The following is a 24,394-nucleotide window of genomic DNA, read 5'->3' as shown; positions in this document are numbered from 1 at the left end:
CGGCGATGCTCGAACGCATCCACCTCGTCATCATTCGCGAAGTCGAGCGCCAGGGCTCGCTGACTGCCGCCGCCGCCGCGCTGTTTCTCACGCAGTCGGCGCTGAGCCACACCGTCAAGAAAATCGAGCAGCAGCTCGGCACGCCCATCTGGGACCGTGACGGGCGCAGCCTGCGCCTCACCCAGGCGGGACATTATCTGCTCGCCCTCGCCAACCGTCTGCTGCCGCAGTTCGAGCACGCCGAGGCGCGCATGAAGCAGTACGCCGACGGCGAGCGCGGCACGCTGCGCATCGGCATGGAATGTCATCCGTGCTATCAGTGGCTGCTCAAGGTGGTGTCGCCGTATCTCGCGCGCTGGCCCGATGTCGATGTCGACGTGAAGCAGCGCTTCCAGTTTGGCGGCATCGGCGCGCTGTTCGGCTACGACATCGACGTGCTGGTGACGCCCGACCCGCTCATGCGCCCCGGCCTGCGCTTCGAGCCCGTGTTCGACTACGAACAGGTGCTGGTGGTTTCGGAGCGTCACGCGCTCGCGACCGCGCGCTACGTGAAGCCCGAGCAGCTGATGGACGAAACCCTCATCACCTATCCCGTCGAGACCGACCGGCTCGACATCTACAACCAGTTTCTGCGTCCGGCGGGCGTGGTCCCGCGCCGTCACAAGACGATCGAGACCACCGACATCATGCTGCAGATGGTGGCGAGCGATCGCGGCGTGGCGGCGCTGCCGCGCTGGCTCGCCGACGAATACGCCGAGCGCATGCCGGTGGTGAGCGTGAAGCTCGGCAAACAAGGCATCGCCAAGCAGATCTTTCTGGGCACGCGCGAGGCCGACGCGTCGATCGACTATCTGGGCGCGTTCGTCGATCTCGCGCGCGGTTCGGACTGGCAGGCGGCGCGCGTGCGCTAGCACGTCGGATGGGCAGCGCACGCCCTTCATCGTCCCGACAGGCCCAGGACGCACGAAAGCACAACAAGGCGAAGCCGGGCATGAAAAGCCCGCGCCCTCATTCGTCGCAGGTGATGTCCTGCTTGCGCACCACGATGATGACCGGATACGTGCCGTGTTCGAGTTCGACGCGCGCGACCACCGTGGTCGTCACGGGGTCGCTGTCGTCGTACACGCTAACCTTATCCTTGCGCAGATTGACCAGGCCGACGCAACGCGTGGCGCGGCCATCGTCGCCCACCTGGCAGTCGATCTGATGATCCGAGAAATAGCGGTAGCGGTCGCGCTCTGGCAATGCGAGGTATTCGCGCATACTGGCCGCAGCGCCGGCCACGCCGCTCACACGGCCAATCGAGCATTCCTGTTGCGAGGCGGCGGCGTCGCTCGCGGACTGGGCTTGCGCGAGCGGGCTGGCAGCGACAACAAGCGCGGCAAGAGCCGAGGCGAAGAGAGTTTTCATGGCGCGAATCACGGTAATCGAAGCAAAGCCCGATTCTAGCCGGATCGCGCCACGGTGGCCGGCAGACGCACAGCGCTGACGCTGATATTTGAGCCGCGCCTGCGCCCTCGCCGCAAAGAAAGCAGGTGCCGCCCCGCGCCATACCGATGATAGGATTTGCGCCACCTCCTGCGCGACAAGCCCGCAGGCACGATCCGCATCACGGCGACGGACCATACCGTCGATACGGTAATCTGGCCGAAGCTCACGGATTTTCTGCCCGCGTATCCAGACATCAAGGTCGAAATCAGCGTCGATTACGGGCTGCGCGATATCGTGGCCGATCGTTTCGATATCGGCGTGCGTACCGGCGACCAGGTTGCGAAGGACATGATCGCCGTGCGGATCGCGCCGGATCTGAAGATGGTGATCGTCGGCGCGCCCGCTTACCTTGCGAAGCAGAAAACGCCAAAGTCACCGCAGGATCTGCTCCAGCACGACTGCATCACGTTGCGTCTCACGAGCGCGGGTGGTCTCTACGTACTTTCCGCCCCCGTTTATTTCGGCATCCTATTCACATAATTCCAGTTCTTTGCGAATTCCCTCTCCCACACAACGAGATTTACCGCCCTACTTTTCGCCTCCCGAACAAAGGCGCAGAATGAAGTGCCCGCATGAAACTGTCGTACGCGCGCATTTCCCACACTCTGGGCGAATACAGAAAAACCAGGAGACGAGATGGACGACAAGCTGGTTGCGAACGCTTCTGCTTCTACCGCTGCACCCGCCACGACACGCGCCAATTTTCGCTGGCATGTGCTCGCCTGGTTGCTGATCGGCGGCATCATCAACTATCTCGATCGGGCCAATCTGGCGATCGCCGCCCCCGGCATGATTCACGACCTGGGACTCACGCGCACCCAGATCGGCCTGCTCGGCACGGTGTTTTCGTGGACCTATGCGGTCATGCAGTTGCCTGCGGGCTGGATCATCGACCGCTTCGGCGCGAAGCGCGTCTACGCAATCGGCATGATCTGGTGGAGCGTGGCCACGTTGCTGACGGGAGTGGTGGGTTCGGTCGCCGGGCTCGTGCTCATGCGCGTACTGCTCGCCGTAGGCGAAGCGCCATGTTGGCCCACGTCGGCGAAAATCACCGCCGCGTGGTTTCCCGCCAAGGAGCGCGGCTTCGCGACGGGCATCTGGGATTCGTCGTCGAAATGGGGCCCTGCGCTTGCGCCTGCCGTACTCGTTGCGTTGATGATCGCGTTCGGCTGGCGCTCGCTCTTTCACGTGACGGGCATGATCGGCATCGTATTCGCCGTGCTGTTCATGCTGTTCTATCGCAATCCGTCGCACAGCCAGCGTTTGTCGCGCGAGGAATTCGCCTATATCGAAGCAGGCGGCGGCGGTCATGAACACTCACTGGATAGCGCGCCGATCAAGTGGCGCGCGCTGTTCGCCTCGCAGAGCGTGTGGGGCATGATCCTCGGCTATTTTTGCGCGATCTGGCTGTGGAATCTCTTTCTGGTATTCCTGCCGCTCTATTTGATCGATCGCTTTCATATCACGCTCGTGCAACTCGGCGTCTATGCGAGCATCCCGTGGTTCGGCGGCGCATTGGGCGAAATCGTTGCGGGCTTCATCGCCGCGAAACTGGTGGATCGCGGCATCGCCTCGCCGATGGTCGCCAAGCGCGTATTGATCGTGATCTGTTCGCTCGGCGCGGCGCTGTGTGCCATCGCATTGCCCTTCGTCCAGACGATCGGCGCCACGATCACGCTCATGACGCTCGGTCTTGCCTGCATCGCGGCGACCATCGGCAATGCGTGGGCGCTCGCGGGCGATATCGCGCCGCGTTCGATGATCGCGTCGGTCAGCGCGATCCAGAATTTTGGCGGCTATTTTGGCGGAGCGTTCTCGCCGGTCGTGGCGGGTTTCATCGTCGATCGCACCGGCTCGTACACGCTCGCCTTCGTGATCGGCGGTGCCATCGCAGGCTGTGCCGCGTTGTTCTACTGGGGCATGGCGCGCCGCGCCGTGGCGACCGAGCCTGCGCGTTAAGCGCTTGTTTGCGAGTCCCTGACCTTATACTTCCTGGCTCCGGTAAAAACATGGCGGCGCGCCTGAAATGCGCGTCGCACGCAAAAAAGGATAGACAGGATGGGACCGTATGTGGACGCCGTGCCTTCGGCCGAGATATTGCCCGCGCGCGCGGATGTGGTGATTATCGGCGGCGGCGTCATCGGCGTATCGGCGGCGTGGCATCTGGCTTCGCAAGGCGTGAGCGTGGTGCTCTGCGAGAAAGGCCATGTGGCCGGCGAGCAGTCGAGCCGCAACTGGGGCTGGTGCCGCCAGGCCGGCCGCGACATGCGCGAGATGCCGCTCATCACCGAAAGCATGCGCCATTGGCGTGCGATGGCCGATACGGTGGGCGCGGATGTGGGCTTTCGCGAATGCGGCGTGCTGTATGTTGGCGAGTCCGAAGCGGATGAGGCTGGCTTCCAGCAGTGGTTCGACGATGCCGCCGGCTACGACACCGGTGCGCAAATGGTCCGAGGCGCCGAGCTGGCCAGGCTGCTGCCCGGCGCTTCGCGCGCGTTTCGCGCGGGCCTCTTCGTGCCAACCGATGGCCGCGCCGAACCGCAACGCGCCGTGCCCGCCCTGGCACGGGCCGCGCAGGCGCGCGGCGCGACCATCGTTGCACATTGTTCGGTGCGCGCGCTCGAACGTTCGGCGGGCCGGGTCTCGGGCGTCGTGACGAGCCGTGGCCACATAGCATGCGATGCCGTGATTCTCGCAGGCGGCGCGTGGTCGAGCCTCTTCTGCGCGCACGAAGGCGTACGCCTGCCGCAGCTGAAAGTGCTGGGCACGGTGCTGCGCACGTCGCCGGTCGAGAATGGTCCGGCCACTTGCGGCTGGCTCGGCGATATCGGCTATCGCAAGCGTCTGGACGGTGGCTATACGATCGGCTACAGCGGCCATCGCTACACGCCGGTCGGCCCCGATAGCCTGCGCTTTCTGCGCGAATACACGCCGCTGCTCAAGCAGAACTGGCGCTCGATCCGTCCGCGTTTCGACGCTGCGGCATTTCGCGAGTTTCGGGACCGCCCCGGCTGGAATGCCGCTGAGCGCAGCCCGTTCGAGCGCACGCGCACCATGGATCCCGCGCCATCGCAGCGCGGCGTATCGGCTGCGATGGCCAGCATGGCGCGGCTCTTTCCCGCCTTCAGGGACGCACAGGTCGTTCAGGAATGGGCCTGCTATATGGACGTCACCCCCGACATCATTCCGTATATCGGTGCGTGCGCAACGGTTCCCGGTCTGACCGTGGCGACGGGTTTCTCCGGGCACGGCTTCGGCATCGGCCCGGCAGCGGGACGCGCCGCCGCCGATGTTGCGATCGGGCGCAACGCCGGCGTGGATCTGGCGCCGTTCTCGCTCGAACGCTTCGCGCCGGGCATGCCGATCGTGCCGGGCGGTGAAATTTGATGAGCAAGCGCTCTCGCTGAATTCAACCCCAAAGGCGGTGCTACATTTCGGCGCACCGCTTTTTTCTTTCCCGTTTCTCAAACAATTCCTTGATCCGGAAAATCATACCCATCTTATTTATTTCGGCATCCATATCAACAACCCGATATGACGCAATGTGGCGCATTTATAGCCATATTTCAACCGAATGCAATTCATTATGATCGATCCCTATGGTAGACGCGCTTAATTGATTGCTCTATACTCGGTTCAACTTCATTACAAAACGCACGCTTTTGTGCGAAACGGAATGCAAGTTCGCGCTACGCTCGCGCGCATCCGTTTCGCCACCTCAAAGGGGCCTCCGGCTCCTGCGGCTTTGAAATCCGGTCCGAGGTTATCGATACCGGCTTTCACCGCATTCATGTCGTCTTTTACCGGGACGACGCCTTGTCCGGGCAAGCTGTTCGCAACGCCCGGCTGAACATGACAACCAGACGAACGCCATTCGCGTTCACTCGACTGCCGGCTGCGCCTTTTGCGGCTGGCGAGGACTGTTTCCGTCAGTTCAATCGCGGCCTTGCCGGGATCACGAACTTCCATTCGCGGCGCCATCTGGCGTCTTCGCGGCGTGCCGTCTTTTGTCTTTTGCGCGCCGCACCGAGTTTGAGGAGGCGTATCTTCATGAATCGACGTACTGTCCAGCTAGTGGGCAGCCTGATCGCCATCGCCGTCATTGCCTGGGCGCTGGCCCGCGGCATCGCCGCCGATACGTTCCGCAGTCATGCGGGAGATCTCGCGTATTACGCAGGCCAGCACATGCTGCTGGTCGGCTATTCGATGGTGTTGGCCATCCTCGTCGGCGTGCCCGCCGGTGTGCTATTAAGCCGGCCACGCTTCCAGCGTCAGGCCGAACACTTCATGCAGATATTCAACATCGGCAATACGATTCCCTCGCTTGCCGTGCTGGCGATTGCGCTGGGTATTTTCGGCATCGGCAATATCCCGGCGATCGTTGCGCTGTTCCTCGCTTCGCTGCTGCCGATCACGCGCAACAGCTATGAAGGCGTGAAAAACGTGCCCGCTTCGCTGCGCGAGGCCGCGAAAGGCATCGGCATGACGGGCTGGCAATCGCTCATACGCGTGGAGCTGCCCAATGCGCTGCCGATTATCGTAGGCGGCATTCGCACGGCATTGGCGATCAACGTGGGCACCGCGCCCCTGGCCTATTTGATCGGCGCAGACAGTCTCGGCTCGCTGATCTTCCCCGGCATTTACCTGGACAACGAACCGCTGCTGTTGCTGGGCGCGGCATTCACCGCAATTCTCGCGCTCGTGCTGGATGGCATCGTCGCGACAGGCAGTCGCCAGTGGCACCTTCGTCACGGAGGCGTTGCATGATGCTTCGCAGTACGATTAAACATCTAGCGGGACTGTGCGCCATTGGCGTGCTCTGCGCCGCCGCGAGCAGCAGCGCCTTCGCCGCCAAAATTGTGCTGGGCGCGAAAAACTTCACCGAGCAATACGTGCTGGCCGAAGTCACAGCGCAATATCTGCGCTCGCGCGGCTACGACGTGGAAGTCCGCTCGGGTCTGGGCAGCACACTCATGCGCAGCGCGCTGGAAAACGGCCAGTTCGATCTGGTGTGGGATTACACGGGCACGGCGGCGCTGGTCTACGACAAGATCACCGAAAAACTCGACCCCGAGCAAATGTATCAACGCGTGAAGGCGCTCGACGCACCGCGCGGTCTTGTCTGGCTCAACGCTTCGTCGCTCAACGACACCTATGCGCTGGGCCTGCCAAGCCAGTTCGCAGAGACCTCGGGCATCAAAACGGTTTCGCAGCTGGCCGATTATCTGAAAACCCATCCCGCCGCGAAACATGTGGTGTTCGGCATGGACGCGGAATTTGCCAATCGTCCAGATGGTCTCAAACCATTGCTCGACACCTATGGCATGCACTTCAAGCGTTCGCAGGTGAAGCAGATGGACCCGGGGCTCGTCTATACGGCGCTGCATAACGACCAGTTGAAGATCGGCCTCGTCTACACCACCGATGGGCGCGTGAAGGGCTTCGGCATCGTGCCGCTCGACGACGACAAGCATTTTTTCCCGCCGTACAACGCGGTGCCCGTCGTGCGCAAGAGCGCGCTCGACCAGAACCCCAAGCTGGCGGCGCAACTCAACGCGCTGTCGGCTGCACTCAGCAACGAGGTGATGCAGGACATGAACAAGGCCGTGGATCTCGACGGCAAACCACCGCGCGAAGTGGCGCAGGCGTTCCTGCGCGCGCATCCTCTGCCATGAAGGAGACCGTATGAGCGTATTCGACTATCTCGCTTCGAGTTGGCCCGATCTGCTGCAGCTCACGTTGCAGCATATTTACCTCGTGGGTATCGCCGTGGGCTGCGCGATCGTCGTGGGCGTGCCGCTGGGCGTGCTGATCAATCGTCACGAATGGCTCGCGGGGCCGCTGCTCGGCGTCGCCACTATCGTGCTCACGCTGCCATCCATCGCGTTATTCGGGCTGATGATCCCGTTCTTTTCGCGCTTTGGCCAGGGCATCGGCCCCGTGCCCGCGATCACGGCCGTGCTCCTCTATTCGCTGTTGCCGATCATGCGCAACACCTACCTCGCGCTGCGCAACGTGGATGCAGGCATCAAGGAAGCCGGCACCGGCATCGGCATGACTTCGTGGCAACGTCTGCGCCTCGTCGATCTGCCGCTCGCGGTGCCCGTGATTCTCGCGGGCGTGCGCACTGCGGTAGTGGTGAATATCGGCGTGATGACGATCGCCGCCGTGATCGGCGCGGGTGGACTCGGCACGCTGATCCTGCGCGCAATCGGCCAGAGCAGCATGATGAAGCTGCTGTTGGGCGCGGTGCTCGTGAGCATCCTTGCCATCGTTGCGGATCTGTTCCTGCAGATGCTGCAGCGCGCCTTGACACCGAAAGGAGTACAGAAGACATGATCGAACTCGACCAACTGACCAAGACCTTCACGCAGAAGGACGGGCAGCCCGTGAAGGCGGTCGATGCAGTGAGCCTTTCGGTCCAGGAAGGGGAAATCTGCGTGTTTCTCGGCCCCTCGGGCTGCGGCAAGACCACCACGCTCAAGATGATCAACCGGCTCATCGAGCCTACCTCGGGCCGCGTGCTGATCAATGGCGAGGACACCACGGGACTGAACGAGGTCGATCTGCGCCGCCATATCGGCTATGTGATCCAGCAGATCGGCCTGTTCCCGAACATGACGATCGAGGAAAACATCACCGTGGTCCCGCGCCTGCTGGGCTGGGACAAGAAGCGCTGCGCGGAGCGTGCCAAAGAGCTGATGTCGATGGTCGCGCTCGATCCGAAGCAGTATCTGAAGTGCTATCCGCGTGAACTCTCGGGCGGCCAGCAGCAGCGTATCGGTGTGATTCGCGCACTCGCCGCCGATCCGCCCGTGCTGCTGATGGACGAACCGTTCGGCGCAGTGGACCCGATCAATCGCGAGGCCATCCAGAACGAGTTCTTCCAGATGCAGCGGCAACTGAAGAAGACCGTCATCATGGTGAGCCACGACATCGACGAAGCAATCAAGCTGGGCGATCGAATCGCCGTGTTCCGGCGCGGCCAACTGGTGCAATACGATCATCCCGACACGCTGCTCGCGCGCCCGCGCGATGAGTTTGTCGCGCAGTTCGTGGGCCAGGACAGCACGCTCAAGCGCCTCCTGCTCGTGAAGTCCGGCGACGCCGCCACGCAGCCGGAGACGGCGCGCGTGAATACGCCGCTCGCGCACGCGTTCGCCGTGATGGACGAAGCGGACACCCGCTATCTGACCGTGCTCGACGATGCGGACCATGCGCTCGGCTTCGTGACGCGCCGCGCGGCGCGTGCCGCCGATGGCGTTTGTGGCGATCGCGTGACGCCGTTCCCGGCGAGCGTTTCAGTGGACGACAATCTGCGCGTGGTGCTCTCGAAGATGTACCAGTTCAGCGCGTCGTGGATGCCGGTGCTCGATGCCGAGGGCACCTATATCGGCGAAATCACGCAGGATTCGATCGCCGCGTATCTGAGTTCGGGCCGCTCGCGCCAACAGACCGGCCAGCCGCCGGGTGCAGCGATCCAGCTTGCGCACGCGGTCGCTTGACGCTGGAATCGTTTAAATCGCTTGAACCGGGATCGATCACGCCGGCGCTTTTGTCCAAGCGCCAGCGTGAGTTCTTAAGCGTTTCCTAAGTTGCCCGCACGCATAATCGAGGCCTGCGCAACCCGCCGCATTCATCGGCGACCTCAGCCTCAGTCATGAAACGCCTCTATCAGCATCGCGGCCATGCGATCGACGTCAGCGTCGAAGCTCAATGTCCCGCCTATCCAACGCAGGACAACCCCTGCGCCGTGCCCGACTACGTCGCTCTCCTGACGATTTACTCAGACGAATCCAACGCTGTGCCGATGCAGGGCCCGCTGCGCATAGAACGCACGACGGAACGCGTTTTCGCGTCCGAAGCGGAGGCATTGATGGGAGGATTTAGCGAGGGCCGTCGCATCGTCGATATGAAAATCGAAAGCAACGAAAGAAGTAGGCAGGGTACGGCCTGAAGCGTACGACGCTGACACTACGTTTACCAACGTGGACGCGAATCCATCGCATCTATCGTATCCATTGCCGCGCGCCGCTCGAACCAGCGCGCAACCAGCACCATCAGTGCCACGACCGCGATCACGCCGTAGCGGAAACCGGGCGTCGCGAAATCGTGCTGCGGCACACGCAACCATTCGATCGATATAAATACCGCTGCCTGAATGACTATCGCCGTTGCGGCGATAACGGCAAGGTCCGCGTGCAGCTGGGCGAAGATCGGCGGCTTCATGGCGGGGTGGACTCCATACGCGGGAACGGCACGCTGATCTTAGCGAAGCCTCGCTGAAGAGAAGCTTAAGTGCCGTACATCGACCTGCCCCGCGTATTACCGCCGATTTCTGAAAGCCGCCTGTTGGTACTCTGTAGCCTTTATCCTTACGCCACGAGGAATCGCTGGGCGAGCCTCACCCATGCCGCCGCGCCCAGCGGTAACACCTGATCGTTAAAATCGTAACCGGGGTTGTGCACCATGCAGCCGCCCAATTCGCCTTCGCCATTGCCCAGTAGCAGATAGCAGCCCGGCACCTCCTTGAGCATCCACGCGAAATCCTCGCTGCCGTTCAAGCCCTTTGGCGCCTGCACGACGACGTTTTCCACCCCTACCAGTTCCGCACAAACCTGTTGCGCCAGCAACGTTTCTTGCGCCGTGTTGACCATTGGCGGCGTGAGCTGACGATAGTCGATCAGCGCCTCGACGCCATGTGCCTGCGCCGTCAGCGTGACGATCTCGCGCACACGCTGCTCGACCAGCTCGCGTGTCTCGGGACGCGCCGCTCGGATGTTCAGGCCTAGTGTGACGGTTTCCGGAATCACGTTATGCGTGGCCCCGCCGCGAATGAAGCCGACCGAAACGACCGCGGTATCGTCGGGCGCGACGTTGCGCGCCACCACCGTCTGCAACGCCGTCACGAGCGCCGCCGCCGCAACGACCGGATCCTTCACACGATGCGGCATCGCACCGTGACCGCCTACACCCTTGAGCGTGACATCGGCTACATCCGACGAAAGGCTCACCGGCCCCTCCAGCACGCGGAACGTGCCCGCAGGCACGCCCGGCATGTTGTGCAGGCCATAAACCGCATCACAGGGGAAGCGCTCGAACAGACCATCATCGATCATCGCCTTCGCGCCGCACAGATTCTCCTCGTCAGGTTGAAAGATCAGATTGAGCGTGCCATTGAAATCGCGTTGCTGTGCGAGACGCTTCGCTGCCGCGAGCAGAATCGCGGTATGGCCGTCGTGTCCACACGCGTGCATCTTGCCTGCATTCCGGCTCGCATACGGCAGGCCGGTGTTTTCGACGATGGGCAGCGCATCCATGTCCGCGCGGATACCGAGCCGCCGCGTGCCCGCACCCACTTTCAGTTGACCCACCACGCCGCTGCGGCCGATGCCCGTATGCACCTCGTAGCCCCATTTCTCCAGCAGCATCGCGACGAGCTTCGAGGTGGCGCCCACCTCGAATCCTAATTCGGGATGCGAATGAATCTGGCGTCGAATGCCGACAAATTCTTCAGCATCGATTTCGATTTCCGGCAGCAGCGTGGGCAAAAGCTGGAACGGCGTGAGCGTGGGTTCGCGCTTCATGTGTGGGGCTCCTCCTTGAGTGTCTCGATGGAATTAGCTGATGCGGCGTTCGCGGATGCTCCAGACGGCGAGCAGCGTCACGAACCCACACGCAAGCATGTACAACGCCGGCGCGAGCGGATTGCCGGTCTTCGCGATCAGCCAGGTAACGATGAACTGCGAGCTGCCGCCGAATACCGTCACGCCGACGCTATAAATCACGGAAAGCCCGCTTGCGCGCACCGAGATCGGCAGCATTTCCATCAGCACCAGCAACATGGGCGTGGAACCGAGATTGGAAGCGGCCGTCAGGATCACGGAAAGCAGCAGCACGAGCGGCACGCTGGGAAAGCGCGTCATGAGCCAGAACGCAGGGACTACCGCCAGCAGATTGAACACGAGCGCGGCCATCACGAGCGGCTTGCGGCGCGTGAGTCGATCGGCGAGACGGCCCGACACGAGCGAGGCGATCAACATCGTGATGCCCGTGGCGCAACCCGAAAGCAGCGAGAGAGACGGCGGCATCTTGAGCACGCGAATCATGTAGGTCGGCATGAAGAACACGACCAGATACATACCGACAGTGCCAGCCGTGACCGCGAGAATGCCCTTGACCACCTTGCTGCCGTGCTCGCGCATCAGCGTGCCGAGCGGACTGGGTGCGTCGGGTTCGGCCTCGTGTGTTTCGTCGAGTTTCGAGCGGATATAGAGGCCCACGGGTGCAATCAACAGGCCGCCCAGGAACGGCAAACGCCAGCCCCAGTTTTCCAGTGCGGCGGGCGTGAGCGTCGCGTAGAGCAATGCGCCGGTGAGCGCGCCAAGCAGCGCCGAAATACCCTGGCTACCCAATTGCCAGCTCACGCGAAAGCCGCGCTGCGTGGCCGGCCCCGACTCCATCAGCATGGACGTGGAAGCGCCGATCTCGCCACCCAGCGAAAAGCCCTGTAAAAGACGGCCCGCCAGCAGCACGAGCGAACCGGCCACGCCGGCCTGCGTGTAGGTCGGCGCAAACGCGATGCAGAGCGTGCCGACCACCATCAGCGCGATGGTGAGCGTCATGGCGGCCTTGCGGCCGCGTCGGTCGGCATAGCTGCCGATCACGAGTCCGCCGAGCGGGCGCATCACGAAGCCTATGCCGAAGGTCGCCACGGCGAGCAGCAGCGAGCCATAGGGGCTATCGGAGGGAAAGAAGAGTCTGCCAATCAGGATAGCGAAGAAACTGTAGACGGTGAAGTCGTACATTTCGAGCGCATTGCCGATCGAGCACGCGGCGATCAGGCGAAACTGGCTCTGGCGCGCAGGCGTGGGAACGGCGGCGGCAGCGTCGAGCGTAACGTCATTCATGGCGGATCTCCGCGGGCAAGGTTGAACGTCGCGTTCGTGCGAGGCGAGGTGCGCGAAAGGCTTGGCGCGAAACGATATTCAGGCCAGGCGGGCTTTTGAGAGAAGTGAGAAATTTTCATGTTGATAACTGGAGGGAATCAATGTGTTTACTGGGGGGTATCTTTGGATGGGGCTTTCAATTAGAGAGCGATATGGATTTGAGTTAGACAGCGATATGGTTCTCTGGGAACAGTACTGTTCGAGGCGATTGCGACGGATGCTTGAATTTCGTGCGAAGCCGTCAACGCGACGCTCTCCATTATCCCGACGTCTTATCAGGACCACTATCACATTTGAGCGCCCCCAGGCGCTCAATACCGCTTTAGACACAAAACCCTTCTATCGCAGCGAATGCGTCGGCGAACGCGTCAACTGTCACTAACCTCACTCGCACGATGTGCACTATCAGCGAAGATTGGAAGCGGCAGCGTTTTCCGGTCCGGCACGCCGCTTGCGCAAATCGATCGGGTCTGCTGGCGAGGAGCACGAAATGACGAGGCGGAACACCGCGATGAATGTCACGCTACGCACCGGATCGAGAACGGAATCGGCACGTTGGCCCCGCGAAAGCGAAGGCTCCGGTGCGACCTCCCCAGCCGAGGCACGCCCGGGCTCACCGGGGCACGAAACCGCCGCCCCGTACGCCGACTTTACCGCGTCGCTACAAGCGCTGACATTTCCGCTCGACAGCCCTTCTCTCGCCAACGCGGCCCGGCGTCTTATCGGGGCCGAGCCGTCGCTGCCGCAACCCGGCGGCGGCTCGACGCTCGTGCGCTGGCAGCGGCTCGCCGCACTCGCCGCGCTCGACGTCTCGCTGGCGAAGATCTACGAAGCGCATGCCGACGCGCAGGCGATACTGGCCGAACTCGATGCGCCGCGCCGGCCTGCGAGCCACGACGAACCGGTCGAAATATGGGCAGTCTGGGCCGCCCGCGCGCCGCGCAACGACTTGCGCATCACCCGCCGCGACGACATGCCGAAGGTGACGCTCAAGGGCACGAAAGCATGGTGTTCGGGTGCGGCGTTCGTCACGCACGCGCTGGTGACGTGCGTCGACGACGAAGGCTGCGACTGGCTCGCCGCGTTGCCGATGGATCAACCGGGCGTGAAGGTAAGCGTCCGTGGCTGGGAGGCCGTGGGTATGCAGATCACGCGAAGCGTCGAGATCGATCTCGACGGCGCGTGCGCCACGCTGATCGGTGCGAGCGGAACGTATACCGGACGCCCCGGCTTCTGGCACGGCGGCGCGGGCGTCGCGGCATGCTGGTACGGCGCGGCCGCGGCACTTGCCATGTACCTGCGCGACACGGCGCAACGGCGCGACGATCCGCACCTGCGCGCGCATCTGGGCGCGGCCGACGCGGCGCTCTGCGCGGCCCGTGCGCTGTTGCGCGAGGCGGCCCATGCAATCGACGCCGCCCCTCGAGCCGACGCCCACGTTTTGGCGCTGCGCGTGCGCGCCGCCGTCGAGAGCGCCGTGGACACCACGTTGCGGGCCTGCGCGCGCGGCCTTGGCGCGGCCCCGTTGTGCCGCGACGCGTGGTTTGCGCGTATGGCCGCCGATCTGCCGGTATTCGTGCGCCAGAGCCATGCCGAAGCCGATCTCGCCGCCCTCGGCGCGGCGGTGGCGGCGGACGAAGTCTGGCTACTCTGATCCAGCGCGATTTCATGGCACGGCAACCCGACTCGCGCGCCGCGTATTTCGACGCCCAGTTCGCGAACGATATCGACCTCTGGCGTTACCGCACGAGCTGGTACGAGGCGCGCAAACGCGCGCTCACGCTAGCCGCGCTGCCGCGCGCGCGTTATCGCTACGGCTTTGAGCCGGGCTGCGCGACCGGCGAGCTTTCCGCCGCGCTCGCGCGGCGCTGCGAGCGTCTGCTGTGCGCGGACTTCGCGCCCCATGCGATCGACGCGGCGCGCCGCCGTCTCGAGCCTTTTCCGCACGTCCAGGTCGAAGCGCTCGTCATGCCGCACGACTGGCCCTCGCAACGCTTCGATCTCGTCGTGGTCAGCGAGATCGCTTATTACCTCGACCACGACGCCTGCCACGCGCTCGCCGACCGTGCCTGCGCTGCACTCGACGCCGACGGCACCCTGCTCTGCTGCCACTGGCGGCACGGCGGCGAGTCGTGGATGCTCGACGGCGCGACGGTCGGGCAGGCATTCGCGGCAGCCGCGCTGCGCGCGTCGCTGCACCGCGTGGTGCATATGGAAGACGCCGATTTCTCACTCGACACGTGGAGTCGCGATCCAGTCAGCGTCGCGCGCCGCGAGCGCCAGGCTTAGGCGGTGTGAGTTCGGGTCCTGGCGCCATCGGCCGTGGCGCAGTTCCGCCGCAACGCACGCAGCGCGCTCGCCGTGCTTGCCCACCCGAGTCGCCAATAGCGCTCGGGCTTGGCGATGTCGGCCGGCAAGCGCTCGCCAAATGCGCGCAACTGGCTCGCATAGGCGCGCACACTGCGCCGCTTGACGTCGAGCGCACGCGCACCGAGGCGTTCCGGCAACCATGTCTCGTCAAGCGAGTGCGCGCACAAACCCGCCGCACCGAGTTCGGCCAATCGGGCCGCCGCCGCGCCGCGCGCCGTCCGATGAATCGCCTCCCCGTAAACCACGCAGGATTTCAGGCGCCGCGCGCGAAACAGGATGCCCCACGCCTCGGCCACGCGCACGTGGTCAGGATGACGAAGGCCCAACGGCACGACCAGTTCGAGGTCGGGCAGCCGCTCCAGTTCATCGCCAAGTGCTGCGGCGAGCGTATCGGCATCGGGTAGCGGGCCGTACTGTCCATCGAGGAAGTCGAGCCTGATCGCATGCGCCCCGCAGACGTCGAGTGCCAGTTTGTCTTCGCGCAGGCGGCCCTGCATGGCCTGCGTCGAGTCGACGAACCCCGCCGCGTCGTCCCAGCCGGTGCGCTGCGGAATCTTCGGCGTGCCGGCGAAGATCGTGCATACGATCGTGCCGGGCCGCGCAGCCAGCAGCGAGGCACAACTAAACACCGCATCGTCGAGATGAGGCGAGACGACGAGATAGCGTGGCGTTCGCGGCCGGGTGAGCGCCTGCCCTTTACGGCCTTCCCTCGATTCACTCGCCATCGTTATTACTCCCGGTATCCCCCTGACTGCCTCGACGACCCGCCGCTCGCGATCCGGCTTATGACTTCTTGCCCGGCAACACGGTCGCCATGACCTGACGCGCCGTGTTCGCGATGACCCCGCCTTCGGCCGGATCGCCCTTCATGAGCGCGCGCGCGAAGTGACGCGCCTGGTCGAGCGTAATATGCGGCGGAAGCGGCGGCACCTCAGGGTCCGTCTTCACTTCCAGCACCACCGGACGCGAGGCCGCGAGCGCTTCGTCCCAGGCATCGCCTAGCCGTTGCGCGTCGTCCACATAAAGACCGGCGAGTCCGATCAGTTCTGCGAAGCGGTGATACGGCACGTCGGGAATGCGCTGCGATGCCTCGAACTTCGGATCGCCCTCCATCACGCGCTGTTCCCACGTGACCTGATTGAGGTCTTCGTTGTTGAGCACCACGCAAATCCAGCGATGATCGCTCCATTCCTTCCAGTACTTCGCAACGGTAATCAGTTCGGCCATGTTGTTCATCTGCATCGCGCCGTCGCCGACGAGCGCGATGACGGGGCGGCTCGGGTGTGCGAACTTCGCCGCGATCGCATACGGCACGGCCGCGCCCATCGAGGCGAGGCCGCCCGAGAGCGAGCACATCATGCCGCGCCGGATCTTGAGGTCGCGCGCGTACCAGTTCGCGCACGATCCCGAATCGCTCGTGATGATCGCATCGTCCGGAAGGCGCGGCGAGAGTTCCGTGAAAACGCGCTGCGGGTTCACGCGCCCGCCCGTCTGCGCACGCGCGCGTTCGTCGAGCACGCGCTGCCAGCGGCCGTTCGCGTGGACGATACGCTCACGCCAGCCATGCGCATCCTTCTGTTCGAGCAGCGGCAGCAGCGCGCGCAACGTGGCCGCGCTATCGCCGACGAGGTTGACCTCCATGGGATAGCGCAGGCTCAGCATGCCCGCGTCGATGTCGATCTGCACGCCGCGCGCGTCGCCCTCCTTCGGAAGAAACTCGGCATACGGAAAGCCGGAGCCGACCATCAATAGCGTGTCGCATGCCGACATCATTTCGTCGGTGGGCTTCGTGCCGAGCATACCGATCGAGCCCGTCACCCACGGCAGGTCGTCGGGCACGGCGGCCTTGCCGAGCAGCGCCTTCGCCACGCCCGCGCCGAGGCGCCCGGCCACGGCGATGACCTCGTCGGTCGCATTCAGGGCGCCCGCGCCCACCAGCATCGCGACGCGGCGCCCCGCGTTGAGCACGGCCGCCGCGCGCTCGAGATCCGCGCTGCGCGGCACGACCTCGGGCGCGCTGTAGCCCACGCCCGAATGCGCCGTGCCGTGCTTGCGGGCCGGCGGCTCATATTCGAGTTCCTGCAGATCGTTGGGCAGGATCAGCGCAGTGACGGTCCGGCGCGACAAGGCGATGCGTACGGCACGGTCTACCATGTGCCGCACCTGCGCCGGTACGCTCGCCTGCTGCACGAACGCACCAGCGACGTCCTTGAACATCGCGGCAAGATCGATCTCCTGCTGGTAGTGTGCGCCGAGCGCCGCGCGTGCCTGCTGCCCGGCAATGGCGAGCACCGGCATGTGATCGAGGCGCGCATCGTATAGCCCCGTCAGCAGATGTGACGCACCGGGCCCCGAAGTAGCGATGCATACGCCCAGCTCGCCGGTGAACTTCGCGTGCGCGCTCGCCATGAACGCCGCCATTTCCTCGTGGCGCGCCTGCACGAAGGCTATCTTGCCGCCGCCGCGCTGCAGGGCACCGAACATGCCATTGATGCCGTCGCCCGGATAGCCGTACATGCGGCGCACGCCCCATTGGTACAAGCGTTCGACGATGAAATCGCTAACGGTAGTCGTCATGGCCTTCCCCCGCTGTATTGAGTCACGCCCTCGCCCGCAGCAAGCGGCGCACCTGCGGGCCGCGTCGGGCTCCGGCGTCGTCCATTCCCATTGCTATCGCTGCTCGCGTCTGAGCCGGGCATGTTCGGCGCATTTTCATGCGTCGTTCTCCTTAGGATGTATCGCGTCTACTGTGGAATCCGACCGGCGTACGCGAGCCGATTTCGTCATCCCGCGCGCAGCCGGTTATTCGCAACTCCCGTTCCGCCACGTTGCCGGTACGCCTCTTTCCCGGGCATGGCTCGTCCGTTCCGCACGTGTAGGGCCGGGCGCCAATCGGAACGCGACTTCGAGTGACTACCTCCATGGCATGCGCCTTGCTCCCAGTTGGCTGTCGCCTCATCTCCAGCGAACGAGATCCCGCCATGTCGACTGCCCGCCTCACTCCGCCCACGCCCGACCAGCAACAGAACGCCACGCCCAGTTACACGAGCCTCGTGCCTCCGCAGCCGGATCGCGGCGGGCGCCGCTATCGCGGTTCGGGACGGCTCGCGCTCACAGGCGGCACGCCGCTCGTCTGAACCCGCGCGTCGCCGCCTGTTCACCGGAAGCCTGCCGCCATGAGTCCGATGCCACTCCTGCTCACATGGGGCGACCTTGCGGGCCGCGTTGCCGTCGCGCTCGTAGCGGGCCTGCTGATCGGGCTTGATCGGGGCGAATCAGGCAATGCGGCAGGCCTGCGCACGACGCTGCTCGTATGCCTCGCCGCCTGCCTCGCCATGCTTCAGGTGAACGTGCTGTTACTGCAGCAGGGAAAAGCGGCGGGCTCGTTCGTCGAGCTCGATCTCATGCGCTTGCCGCTCGGCATCCTTTCCGGCGTCGGCTTTATCGGCGCTGGCTCGATCCTGCACCGCGGCGGTCTCGTGCGGGGTGTCACGACAGCGGCGACGATGTGGTATGTGACCGTGATCGGACTCTGCGCGGGGGGCGGCCAGATGACGCTGGCCATTGCGGGAACCGTGCTCGGCCTCGTCGTGCTGGAAAGCCTCGAGTACCTGGAGCGCCGGATGCCGCGCGGACGTCGTGCGAGCGTGACGATCGGTCATGACGTCGGCGACGACGCGTATCGCCGCCTCGCCGACGCCCTGCGCCCCCACGACTGCCGCATCCTGCGGCTGGGTCTCGCGCGCCGCACGGAAACGGACACGCCCCACGATCGTCTCGATGCCCGCTTCGAGGTGCGCTGGCGGGCACACCCCGGCGACGCGCGCGTCGAGGCGGCGCTGTCGGGCCTCGTCGCCCATCTGCACGATAAGGCGTCGTGGTCGATCGAACACTGACTCCTGCCGGACGACGCGTCGCCTGCGCCAGCGGAAGTCGCCGCTTCGGGGTGTGCCCGGCTGCACGGAGCGGTCCATGCCGGTCACGCTCGCGCAGCGGCACGGCAAATGCGCTACCAAGGTCTCCAACCCACCAGGAGTCGACCATGACTACACCAGATTCCCGCCCCTCCACGGGCGGCACGCACATCATCGGCGGCGGAACCGGCGATGGGCCGGGCCCCGAGATCATGGCGGCCGCCACGCTCGATGGCAACAAGGTCATTTCTTCCGACGGCGAACACGTCGGCAAAATCTCGGACATCATGCTCGACGTCCAGAGCGGCCGCGTGGCTTATGCCGTGCTGGCGGAGGGCGGCTTTCTCGGCATCGGCAATCATCTGCACGCCATTCCGTGGGGCGCGCTGACGCTCGACACTGCCGAAAAGTGCTTCCGGGTGGACTTGAGCGCGCAGCGCATCAAGGACGACCCCGGGTTCGACAAAGACCATTGGCCGTCGATGGGCGACACGAAATGGGGTAGCGAGCTGCATCAATACTACAATCGCCAGCCCTACTGGCAACCCGCAGTCGGGGCATCCGTTAGCGATGTACCCGGATCGTTGCCGCGCGATCGCCCCTCCGAAGACGTATAACCCGCGCGCGTCACGCGCGTTGCGCGGTTGTATGCGCATCACGACACGGACCGGAGACTCACACCCGAGTGCTTCGGTTCGCATGGAAACGAAGGACACATCATGCCTTACCTGCTCGGCTGGCTTCTGGGCGTACCACTGGTCGTACTCATCATCCTGTACCTCATTTTTCATTGAACAGGAAGGGATCGCGCCCCCACAGCGATTGCGATAAACCCCGGGGCGTGACGCCCACTTCAATATTGAATAACGACCGTTGCGCCCGAGCCTGGACGGATACGGATAGGCAGTCCGAACCGTTGACTACACCAGCATAAGAATAAACATTCCGGCTACAGCAATACCCATCACGCCGGTGGCGAGCCAGCCCACGAGCCGGAGGCTGCCCGACACGATGAATTTTCCCATCACGTCCTCACGCACAGCCATCTTCATCATGAGGACCATGATCGGCACCGCCGTCACGCCGTTGATGACGGCACTCCAGAAGAGCGCCTTGATTGGGTCGATCGACGTAAACCCAAACGCAAGACCCACCACCGTGGCAAGAACGATGATGGCGTAGAACCGTTTCGCAAGCCGGGGGTCGAGTTCGAGACTGTTTTTCCACCTGAACGCCCCCGCCATCGCATAAGCAGCCGACCCCGCAAGAACGGGCAAGGCAAGCAGCCCGGTACCGACGATGCCCAGGCTGAAGAGCAGAAATGCAAATTGCCCCGCGATGGGTTTCAGCGCCGAAGCGGCCTGCGCCGACGTCTGGATATCGGTCACGTTATGCGCGTGCAGCGTCGCCGCCGTGGTGAGAATGATGAAGAACGCGATCACATTCGAGAAGGCCATGCCGATCCGGGTATCGGAGCCAATCCGCCGGAGATTCACCGCGGCTTGCCAGGGGGCCTTCTTCAATGCGTGTTGCCGCGCGTCTGCGCGCAAGTCCTCGACCTCCTCGGAAGCCTGCCAGAAGAACAGGTAGGGGCTGATGGTCGTACCGAACATCGCGACGACCGTGGTGAGATAGATACTGCTCCACGACAGATGAGGAAGCACGCTCCGGATCGCAACGGTTGCCCATGGAATCTTGACGGCGAAGACGACGCCCACATAGGCGAACAGCGCAAGGGTGAGCCATTTGAGTACCCGCACGTAGGCTTTGTAGGGGATGAAAACCTGCAGGCCGAGGGAAAGCACGGCCAGTCCCACCGTGTAAAGGCGCGCCGGGCCGCCGACGACAAGATTGACGGCCGCGCCCATCGCGGAGAGGTCAGCGGCGATATTGATCGTATTGGCCACGAGCAGCAGCAGCACCGTGCCGTACAGAAGCGACACGGGATAGTGACGCCGGAGGTTGGTCGCGAGTCCGTGGCCGCTCACGCGACCGATCCTCGCGCTGATGATCTGGATGGCCACCATCAGCGGGTAAGTGAGCAGGATCGTCCACAGGATGTCGAAGCCGAACGCCGCTCCCGCCTGCGAGTAGGTGGCAATGCCGCTCGGGTCGTCGTCGGCTGCGCCGGTGATCAGCCCGGGGCCTAATTTCTCGAGCCAGGGACTGGCCGCGCCGTCCCGTGCGGTCGAGGGCGTGAGGTTGGATTCCATGTGAGCTCCGCAGTACGGGGATTCGACGGCGCACCCGTCATTGATCCGCCCATACGCGGGAGATCATCGGGCCGGACGATGCGCCATGTATCCCCTATGACGGAGTCCGCGCTATCCATGCTTGCCCGCAATACCCATTCCCAACACGGCGGCCGGCGAGTTCGCGGCCCGTTCGTCTTCGGCGCCGGACCGGCATGGCAGAAATGCTCGGGTCAAAACGGTTAGCAGTCTTGCGTAACTGCACACCGCATCGTCCACAACGGGGAAACCCCGAAGAGCGGCGGCGCGCGCTTAGAGCGCGATGGCGGGACCGCCTTCATCGACCGTTCCCTCCTGCGCGGCCAGACGTAGCCCGGCGGCTCGCAGCGCAGCGCCAAAACCGCGCGGCGCACGGGAATCGAGTCGGGTACTGGTCACCACCCGCGTCGCAGCGCTCCAGGCGACGGAGGCCCCGGCGGCGATCAGCGCTTCGACCAGCGCAACGTCTTCGTTGGACTCCAGCGGCCTGAACCCGCCAACCGCCTGGTAGGCCTGCGCAGATACCCCCAGATTCGCGCCATGGATATGACGGTGCCCGTCCCGGTCGCGGTAAGTCGCGACGAAATCCTCGCGGACTGCCGCGCTATGGCACGACCAGTCTTCGACGCCGATGACTCCGCACACCGCGTCGGTGCGGCAACGAAGCTGCTGTGCCAGCCAGCCCACCTCGACGATGGTATCGGCGTCGCTGAAGGCCAGCCACCGGGCCCCCTGCGTCACAGCCGCCTGCGCGCCCAGCGCGCGCGCCGCGCCGACGTTACGCCTGTCGATCGACAGGACCTGCGCGCCCAGCGACGCCGCTATGGGCCCCGTCTGGTCCGTGCAACTGTCCATGACCACAAAAATCCTGACCTCTTCGTCGTCAAGTTCGGGATGGCCCGATGCCCGTACGACCGAGCGCACACAACGGCCGATAAGATGCGCCTCGTTGTGCGCGGGGATAATGACGGCAAGCATGCTACCTCCGCAGTTGTCGGCCGGATTGCAGTTCGGGCAGCAGATTGGCGAGTCCTGGGTTGGGTGTGGCAACCCGCACGGTATATTGCAGACGTTTGTTATGGATAAACATGACGCTTCTCCGGTGGCCGGCGCGATACGATCCTTCGTGATGAGGGTTGCGCACGCACAACCCTCACCCGGGATCGGGAAGGTTCATAGCCGTAGGTCAAAGCGGACGACGGCGAGGACGTAGGTCCATGCCTGGTCGTCGGGTGCCCGGCCCCTCCTCCCCACGAAATGGCTGGTGAAATTCCCTTCCCTGGTATGGATGGCCTCGACTGTTCAGCATTCGCTGTGCCCGTCGTGGCAGCCCCGGAATGCCTCGTCACACAGAAGCGATCAAGAAGCAATGTGTGTAATCCAGGCGCTGGATACCGCTACGACTTGCGCTACGTGACGATGCAAGTCATGTCATATCAGTGGCTGGAATGGGAGCATAGGACGATGAACCTATACTCAACTCACATCGCAATGCAAAGAAACGCTGACGTGAACGACCTTAGCAACCTCGACCAAGACCGCGCCAGGTTCTACGCGGATGTAGCAGACGGTATGGTCTGCCTACATGCTGGAATGCGGGTTTGACCAATCGCACCTAAACGTTGGGAACATCGGGTTGGCGCTCATGTTACGGCTCAACGGCACCCGTCGCCGATGCGGTCTTCCTGGCCGGTGGTTCCGTCAGTCGCAAGGCGCTAACCGCGAAACTACCGCACTGTTTCCGAAAAAATGGAGTGCACGTCGAGAGGCAAAGCGAGAGGCCAGTCGTCCAACGGGTACGCGCAGGCGACCGCTCCCCTCACGCGCACCCGTGTCCCGCCAGCAGGCACTCACAGGTATTCGACATTCCCATCAACGCTGATCGCCTGGCCGGTGATGTTCCGACCAGCGGGCGAAGCGAGAAACAAGGCCGTCGCGGCGATATCGTCGACGCTGACCATGCGTCGCAGCGAGATCTTCCTCAGGTACTCCTCACGCATCGTCTCGAAGGGCAGACCGAGCGCCTCGGCGCGCGCGGCGATCACGCGATTCATCCGTTCGCCCTCGACCACGCCGGGCAGAATCGCATTGACGCGAATATCGCTCGGGCCAAGCTCGACCGCCAGCGACTTGACGAGGCCCACGATCGCCCATTTCGTCGAGGCGTAGGGCGTGCGGAACGCATAGCCGAGGCGCCCCGCCACCGAAGAGAGCGCGATAATGCTGGCGCAGTCCGACGATTCCTTGAGCACCGGCACGGCGCGCCGGAGAAAATAGAACTGGCTGTCGAGATTGGTCGATATCGTGCGTTCCCACTGCTCGGGATCGAGGTCCTCGACACCGCCCGTCGGGCCGGCAATGCCCGCGTTGTTGACGAGCACGTCAAGCCCACCCAGCGCGGCCGCCGCCTCGTCCACCACGCGCTCCACCTGCTCGCGCTTCGAGACGTCGGCCACACTGGCACGCAGCGCGGGATGGCGCGATTGCGCCGCTTCGACGGCTACCGGGTCCACGTCACAGACATAGACTTGTGCCTGCGCTTCGAGAAACGCGTCGGCGATCGCCGCGCCAATGCCGGCCGCCGCGCCCGTAACGAGAACCCGCAAACCGGGTCTCGGCTTTAGAAGATCCAATGTACTCATCGATTACCTCGCTCTTGCTCGTTTCCCGAATTCATGCGGCCCGGAAAAGCCAGAATCACAGCGTCATGCCGCCCGATACTTCAAGCACCGCTCCGTTGATATAGCTCGCCTCATCGCTCGCCAGAAACGCGTAGACGTTGGCGATTTCCTCCGGCTGCGCAAGGCGGCCGAGCGGCACCTGGGCGCGCATCTTGTCGAGAACCGTATCGGGCACAGTCGACAGAATCGGCGTGTCGACGAATCCGGGCGCGACCGCATTGACGCGAACGCCCTTCGGCCCGAGTTCGCGGCTCCAGGTTTTCGTGAAGCCGATTACGCCGAACTTGGAGGCCGCATAGTTCGTCTGCCCGTAGTTGCCGTAAATGCCGACCACTGAACTCGCGTTGAGCACGACGCCCGAACCCTGCTCGACCATGATGTCGGCAACGGCCTGCGTGGTGTTGAACACGGCGCGCAGATTCACGTCGATCACATCGTCGAACTGCTTGAGCGTCATTTTCTGCAGGCGCGCGTCGCGCGTGATGCCGGCGTTGTTCACGAGTACGTCGATTCGACCGTGCCGCGCTATCACGTCCGCGATCATCGCGACGACGGCTTCACGCTTCGCCACGTCGAGCACGTAGCCGTGGGCCTGCGCGCCCGCCTCGCGGCAGGCGCCCTCCACGAGCGCCACCGCCTCGGCATTCAGGTCGCAAACCGCAACGACGGCGCCTTCGCGCGCGAACTTGAGCGCCGTCGCCGCGCCGATCCCCTGCCCCGCGCCCGTGACGATGGCGACCTTTCCCTTCAGTCTCATT

Annotated in this window: 23 protein-coding genes and 2 pseudogenes; 14 read left to right on the top strand and 11 right to left on the bottom strand. The window is 64.0% G+C overall.

Annotated elements, in window-relative coordinates:
* The first annotated feature begins 5 nt into the window (after positions 1-5).
* On the top strand, positions 6-911 hold the full coding sequence (locus tag B0G62_RS24745; RefSeq protein WP_103706849.1) for a LysR family transcriptional regulator: 906 nt from the start codon (positions 6-8) through the stop codon (positions 909-911).
* Between the two features lie 97 nt (positions 912-1,008).
* Here B0G62_RS24745 and B0G62_RS24740 read toward each other — a convergent pair whose 3' ends face one another.
* Positions 1,009-1,410 carry a hypothetical protein gene (locus B0G62_RS24740; protein ID WP_103706848.1) on the bottom strand — a complete coding sequence of 134 codons (402 nt, stop codon included), beginning with the start codon at positions 1,408-1,410 and terminating at the stop codon, positions 1,009-1,011.
* A 171-nt stretch (positions 1,411-1,581) separates the two neighbouring features.
* On the opposite strand from B0G62_RS24740, the pseudogene B0G62_RS24735 reads away from it, so the two are divergent.
* The 8 genes and pseudogenes from B0G62_RS24735 to B0G62_RS24700 all read left to right on the top strand — a co-directional run.
* Positions 1,582-1,929 (top strand): annotated as a pseudogene (locus B0G62_RS24735) (LysR substrate-binding domain-containing protein); the annotation flags it as partial.
* 198 nt (positions 1,930-2,127) lie between these two features.
* Positions 2,128-3,450, top strand: a complete 1,323-nt coding sequence (locus B0G62_RS24730; RefSeq protein WP_103706846.1) for an MFS transporter — start codon at positions 2,128-2,130, stop codon at positions 3,448-3,450.
* A 99-nt stretch (positions 3,451-3,549) separates the two neighbouring features.
* Positions 3,550-4,878, top strand: a complete 1,329-nt coding sequence (locus B0G62_RS24725) for an NAD(P)/FAD-dependent oxidoreductase (protein WP_103706845.1) — start codon at positions 3,550-3,552, stop codon at positions 4,876-4,878.
* Between the two features lie 663 nt (positions 4,879-5,541).
* Complete coding sequence (locus tag B0G62_RS24720; RefSeq protein ID WP_103706844.1) at positions 5,542-6,258, top strand: ABC transporter permease; 717 nt, start codon at positions 5,542-5,544, stop codon at positions 6,256-6,258.
* Positions 6,255-7,166 (top strand): glycine betaine ABC transporter substrate-binding protein, encoded by a 912-nt coding sequence (locus tag B0G62_RS24715; RefSeq protein WP_103706843.1) that lies wholly within the window; start codon positions 6,255-6,257, stop codon positions 7,164-7,166. Before B0G62_RS24720 ends, B0G62_RS24715 begins: the two co-directional genes overlap by 4 nt.
* 10 nt (positions 7,167-7,176) lie before the next feature.
* Positions 7,177-7,830 (top strand): ABC transporter permease, encoded by a 654-nt coding sequence (locus B0G62_RS24710; RefSeq protein ID WP_103706842.1) that lies wholly within the window; start codon positions 7,177-7,179, stop codon positions 7,828-7,830.
* A complete protein-coding gene (locus tag B0G62_RS24705; RefSeq protein ID WP_103706841.1) occupies positions 7,827-8,996 on the top strand; it encodes an osmoprotectant ABC transporter ATP-binding protein OsmV in 1,170 nt (389 codons plus the stop codon). Before B0G62_RS24710 ends, B0G62_RS24705 begins: the two co-directional genes overlap by 4 nt.
* 155 nt (positions 8,997-9,151) lie before the next feature.
* On the top strand, positions 9,152-9,448 hold the full coding sequence (locus tag B0G62_RS24700; protein WP_103706840.1) for a hypothetical protein: 297 nt from the start codon (positions 9,152-9,154) through the stop codon (positions 9,446-9,448).
* Between the two features lie 23 nt (positions 9,449-9,471).
* On the opposite strand, the gene B0G62_RS24695 is transcribed toward B0G62_RS24700, so the two are convergent.
* From B0G62_RS24695 to B0G62_RS24685, 3 genes are all read right to left on the bottom strand, one after another.
* Entirely contained in the window at positions 9,472-9,720 is a 249-nt protein-coding gene (locus B0G62_RS24695; RefSeq protein WP_103706839.1) for a hypothetical protein, read from the bottom strand.
* Positions 9,721-9,866: 146 nt separating this feature from the next.
* Positions 9,867-11,078: a M20 aminoacylase family protein gene (locus B0G62_RS24690; RefSeq protein ID WP_103706838.1), complete on the bottom strand. Its 1,212-nt coding sequence runs from the start codon at positions 11,076-11,078 to the stop codon at positions 9,867-9,869.
* A gap of 33 nt (positions 11,079-11,111) precedes the next feature.
* On the bottom strand, positions 11,112-12,401 hold the full coding sequence (locus B0G62_RS24685) for an MFS transporter (RefSeq protein ID WP_103706837.1): 1,290 nt from the start codon (positions 12,399-12,401) through the stop codon (positions 11,112-11,114).
* Between the two features lie 529 nt (positions 12,402-12,930).
* On the opposite strand from B0G62_RS24685, the gene B0G62_RS24680 reads away from it, so the two are divergent.
* On the top strand, positions 12,931-14,094 hold the full coding sequence (locus B0G62_RS24680; RefSeq protein WP_146055351.1) for an acyl-CoA dehydrogenase family protein: 1,164 nt from the start codon (positions 12,931-12,933) through the stop codon (positions 14,092-14,094).
* Between the two features lie 14 nt (positions 14,095-14,108).
* A complete protein-coding gene (locus B0G62_RS24675) occupies positions 14,109-14,729 on the top strand; it encodes an SAM-dependent methyltransferase (RefSeq protein WP_103706835.1) in 621 nt (206 codons plus the stop codon).
* On the opposite strand, the gene B0G62_RS24670 is transcribed toward B0G62_RS24675, so the two are convergent.
* The gene (locus B0G62_RS24670) at positions 14,726-15,535 is read right to left on the bottom strand and encodes a PIG-L deacetylase family protein (RefSeq protein WP_103706834.1); all 810 of its coding nucleotides are present in this window, start codon (positions 15,533-15,535) and stop codon (positions 14,726-14,728) included. The genes B0G62_RS24675 and B0G62_RS24670 overlap by 4 nt on opposite strands.
* A gap of 58 nt (positions 15,536-15,593) precedes the next feature.
* On the bottom strand, positions 15,594-17,387 hold the full coding sequence (locus B0G62_RS24665) for a thiamine pyrophosphate-requiring protein (protein WP_103706833.1): 1,794 nt from the start codon (positions 17,385-17,387) through the stop codon (positions 15,594-15,596).
* A 404-nt stretch (positions 17,388-17,791) separates the two neighbouring features.
* Between B0G62_RS24665 and B0G62_RS31795 the strand changes: the two genes are divergently transcribed.
* From B0G62_RS31795 to B0G62_RS24655, 3 genes are all read left to right on the top strand, one after another.
* Positions 17,792-17,947 carry a hypothetical protein gene (locus B0G62_RS31795; protein WP_167401333.1) on the top strand — a complete coding sequence of 52 codons (156 nt, stop codon included), beginning with the start codon at positions 17,792-17,794 and terminating at the stop codon, positions 17,945-17,947.
* Positions 17,948-17,986: 39 nt separating this feature from the next.
* On the top strand, positions 17,987-18,706 hold the full coding sequence (locus B0G62_RS24660; RefSeq protein ID WP_103706832.1) for an MgtC/SapB family protein: 720 nt from the start codon (positions 17,987-17,989) through the stop codon (positions 18,704-18,706).
* Positions 18,707-18,852: 146 nt separating this feature from the next.
* A complete protein-coding gene (locus B0G62_RS24655; protein WP_103706831.1) occupies positions 18,853-19,341 on the top strand; it encodes a PRC-barrel domain-containing protein in 489 nt (162 codons plus the stop codon).
* 303 nt (positions 19,342-19,644) lie between these two features.
* Here the strand turns inward: B0G62_RS24655 and B0G62_RS24650 are convergent, their stop codons facing one another.
* From B0G62_RS24650 to fabG, 5 genes and pseudogenes are all read right to left on the bottom strand, one after another.
* Positions 19,645-20,937 (bottom strand): NRAMP family divalent metal transporter, encoded by a 1,293-nt coding sequence (locus B0G62_RS24650; protein WP_103706830.1) that lies wholly within the window; start codon positions 20,935-20,937, stop codon positions 19,645-19,647.
* Between the two features lie 291 nt (positions 20,938-21,228).
* A complete protein-coding gene (locus B0G62_RS24645) occupies positions 21,229-21,933 on the bottom strand; it encodes a glycosyltransferase family 2 protein (RefSeq protein ID WP_103706829.1) in 705 nt (234 codons plus the stop codon).
* A 13-nt stretch (positions 21,934-21,946) separates the two neighbouring features.
* Positions 21,947-22,045, bottom strand: a pseudogene (locus B0G62_RS31440) (manganese catalase family protein); the annotation flags it as partial.
* A 760-nt stretch (positions 22,046-22,805) separates the two neighbouring features.
* Entirely contained in the window at positions 22,806-23,597 is a 792-nt protein-coding gene (locus B0G62_RS24635; RefSeq protein ID WP_103706827.1) for an SDR family oxidoreductase, read from the bottom strand.
* 55 nt (positions 23,598-23,652) lie between these two features.
* Positions 23,653-24,393, bottom strand: a complete 741-nt coding sequence (fabG, locus tag B0G62_RS24630) for a 3-oxoacyl-ACP reductase FabG (protein ID WP_103706826.1) — start codon at positions 24,391-24,393, stop codon at positions 23,653-23,655.
* Position 24,394 lies beyond the last annotated feature (1 nt).

The sequence above is a fragment of the Paraburkholderia eburnea genome (genome assembly GCF_002917095.1).
Taxonomy (GTDB): domain Bacteria; phylum Pseudomonadota; class Gammaproteobacteria; order Burkholderiales; family Burkholderiaceae; genus Paraburkholderia; species Paraburkholderia eburnea.
The sequence above is the reverse complement of the archived record's forward strand: the minus strand, read 5'-3'. Positions and strand labels throughout refer to the sequence as shown.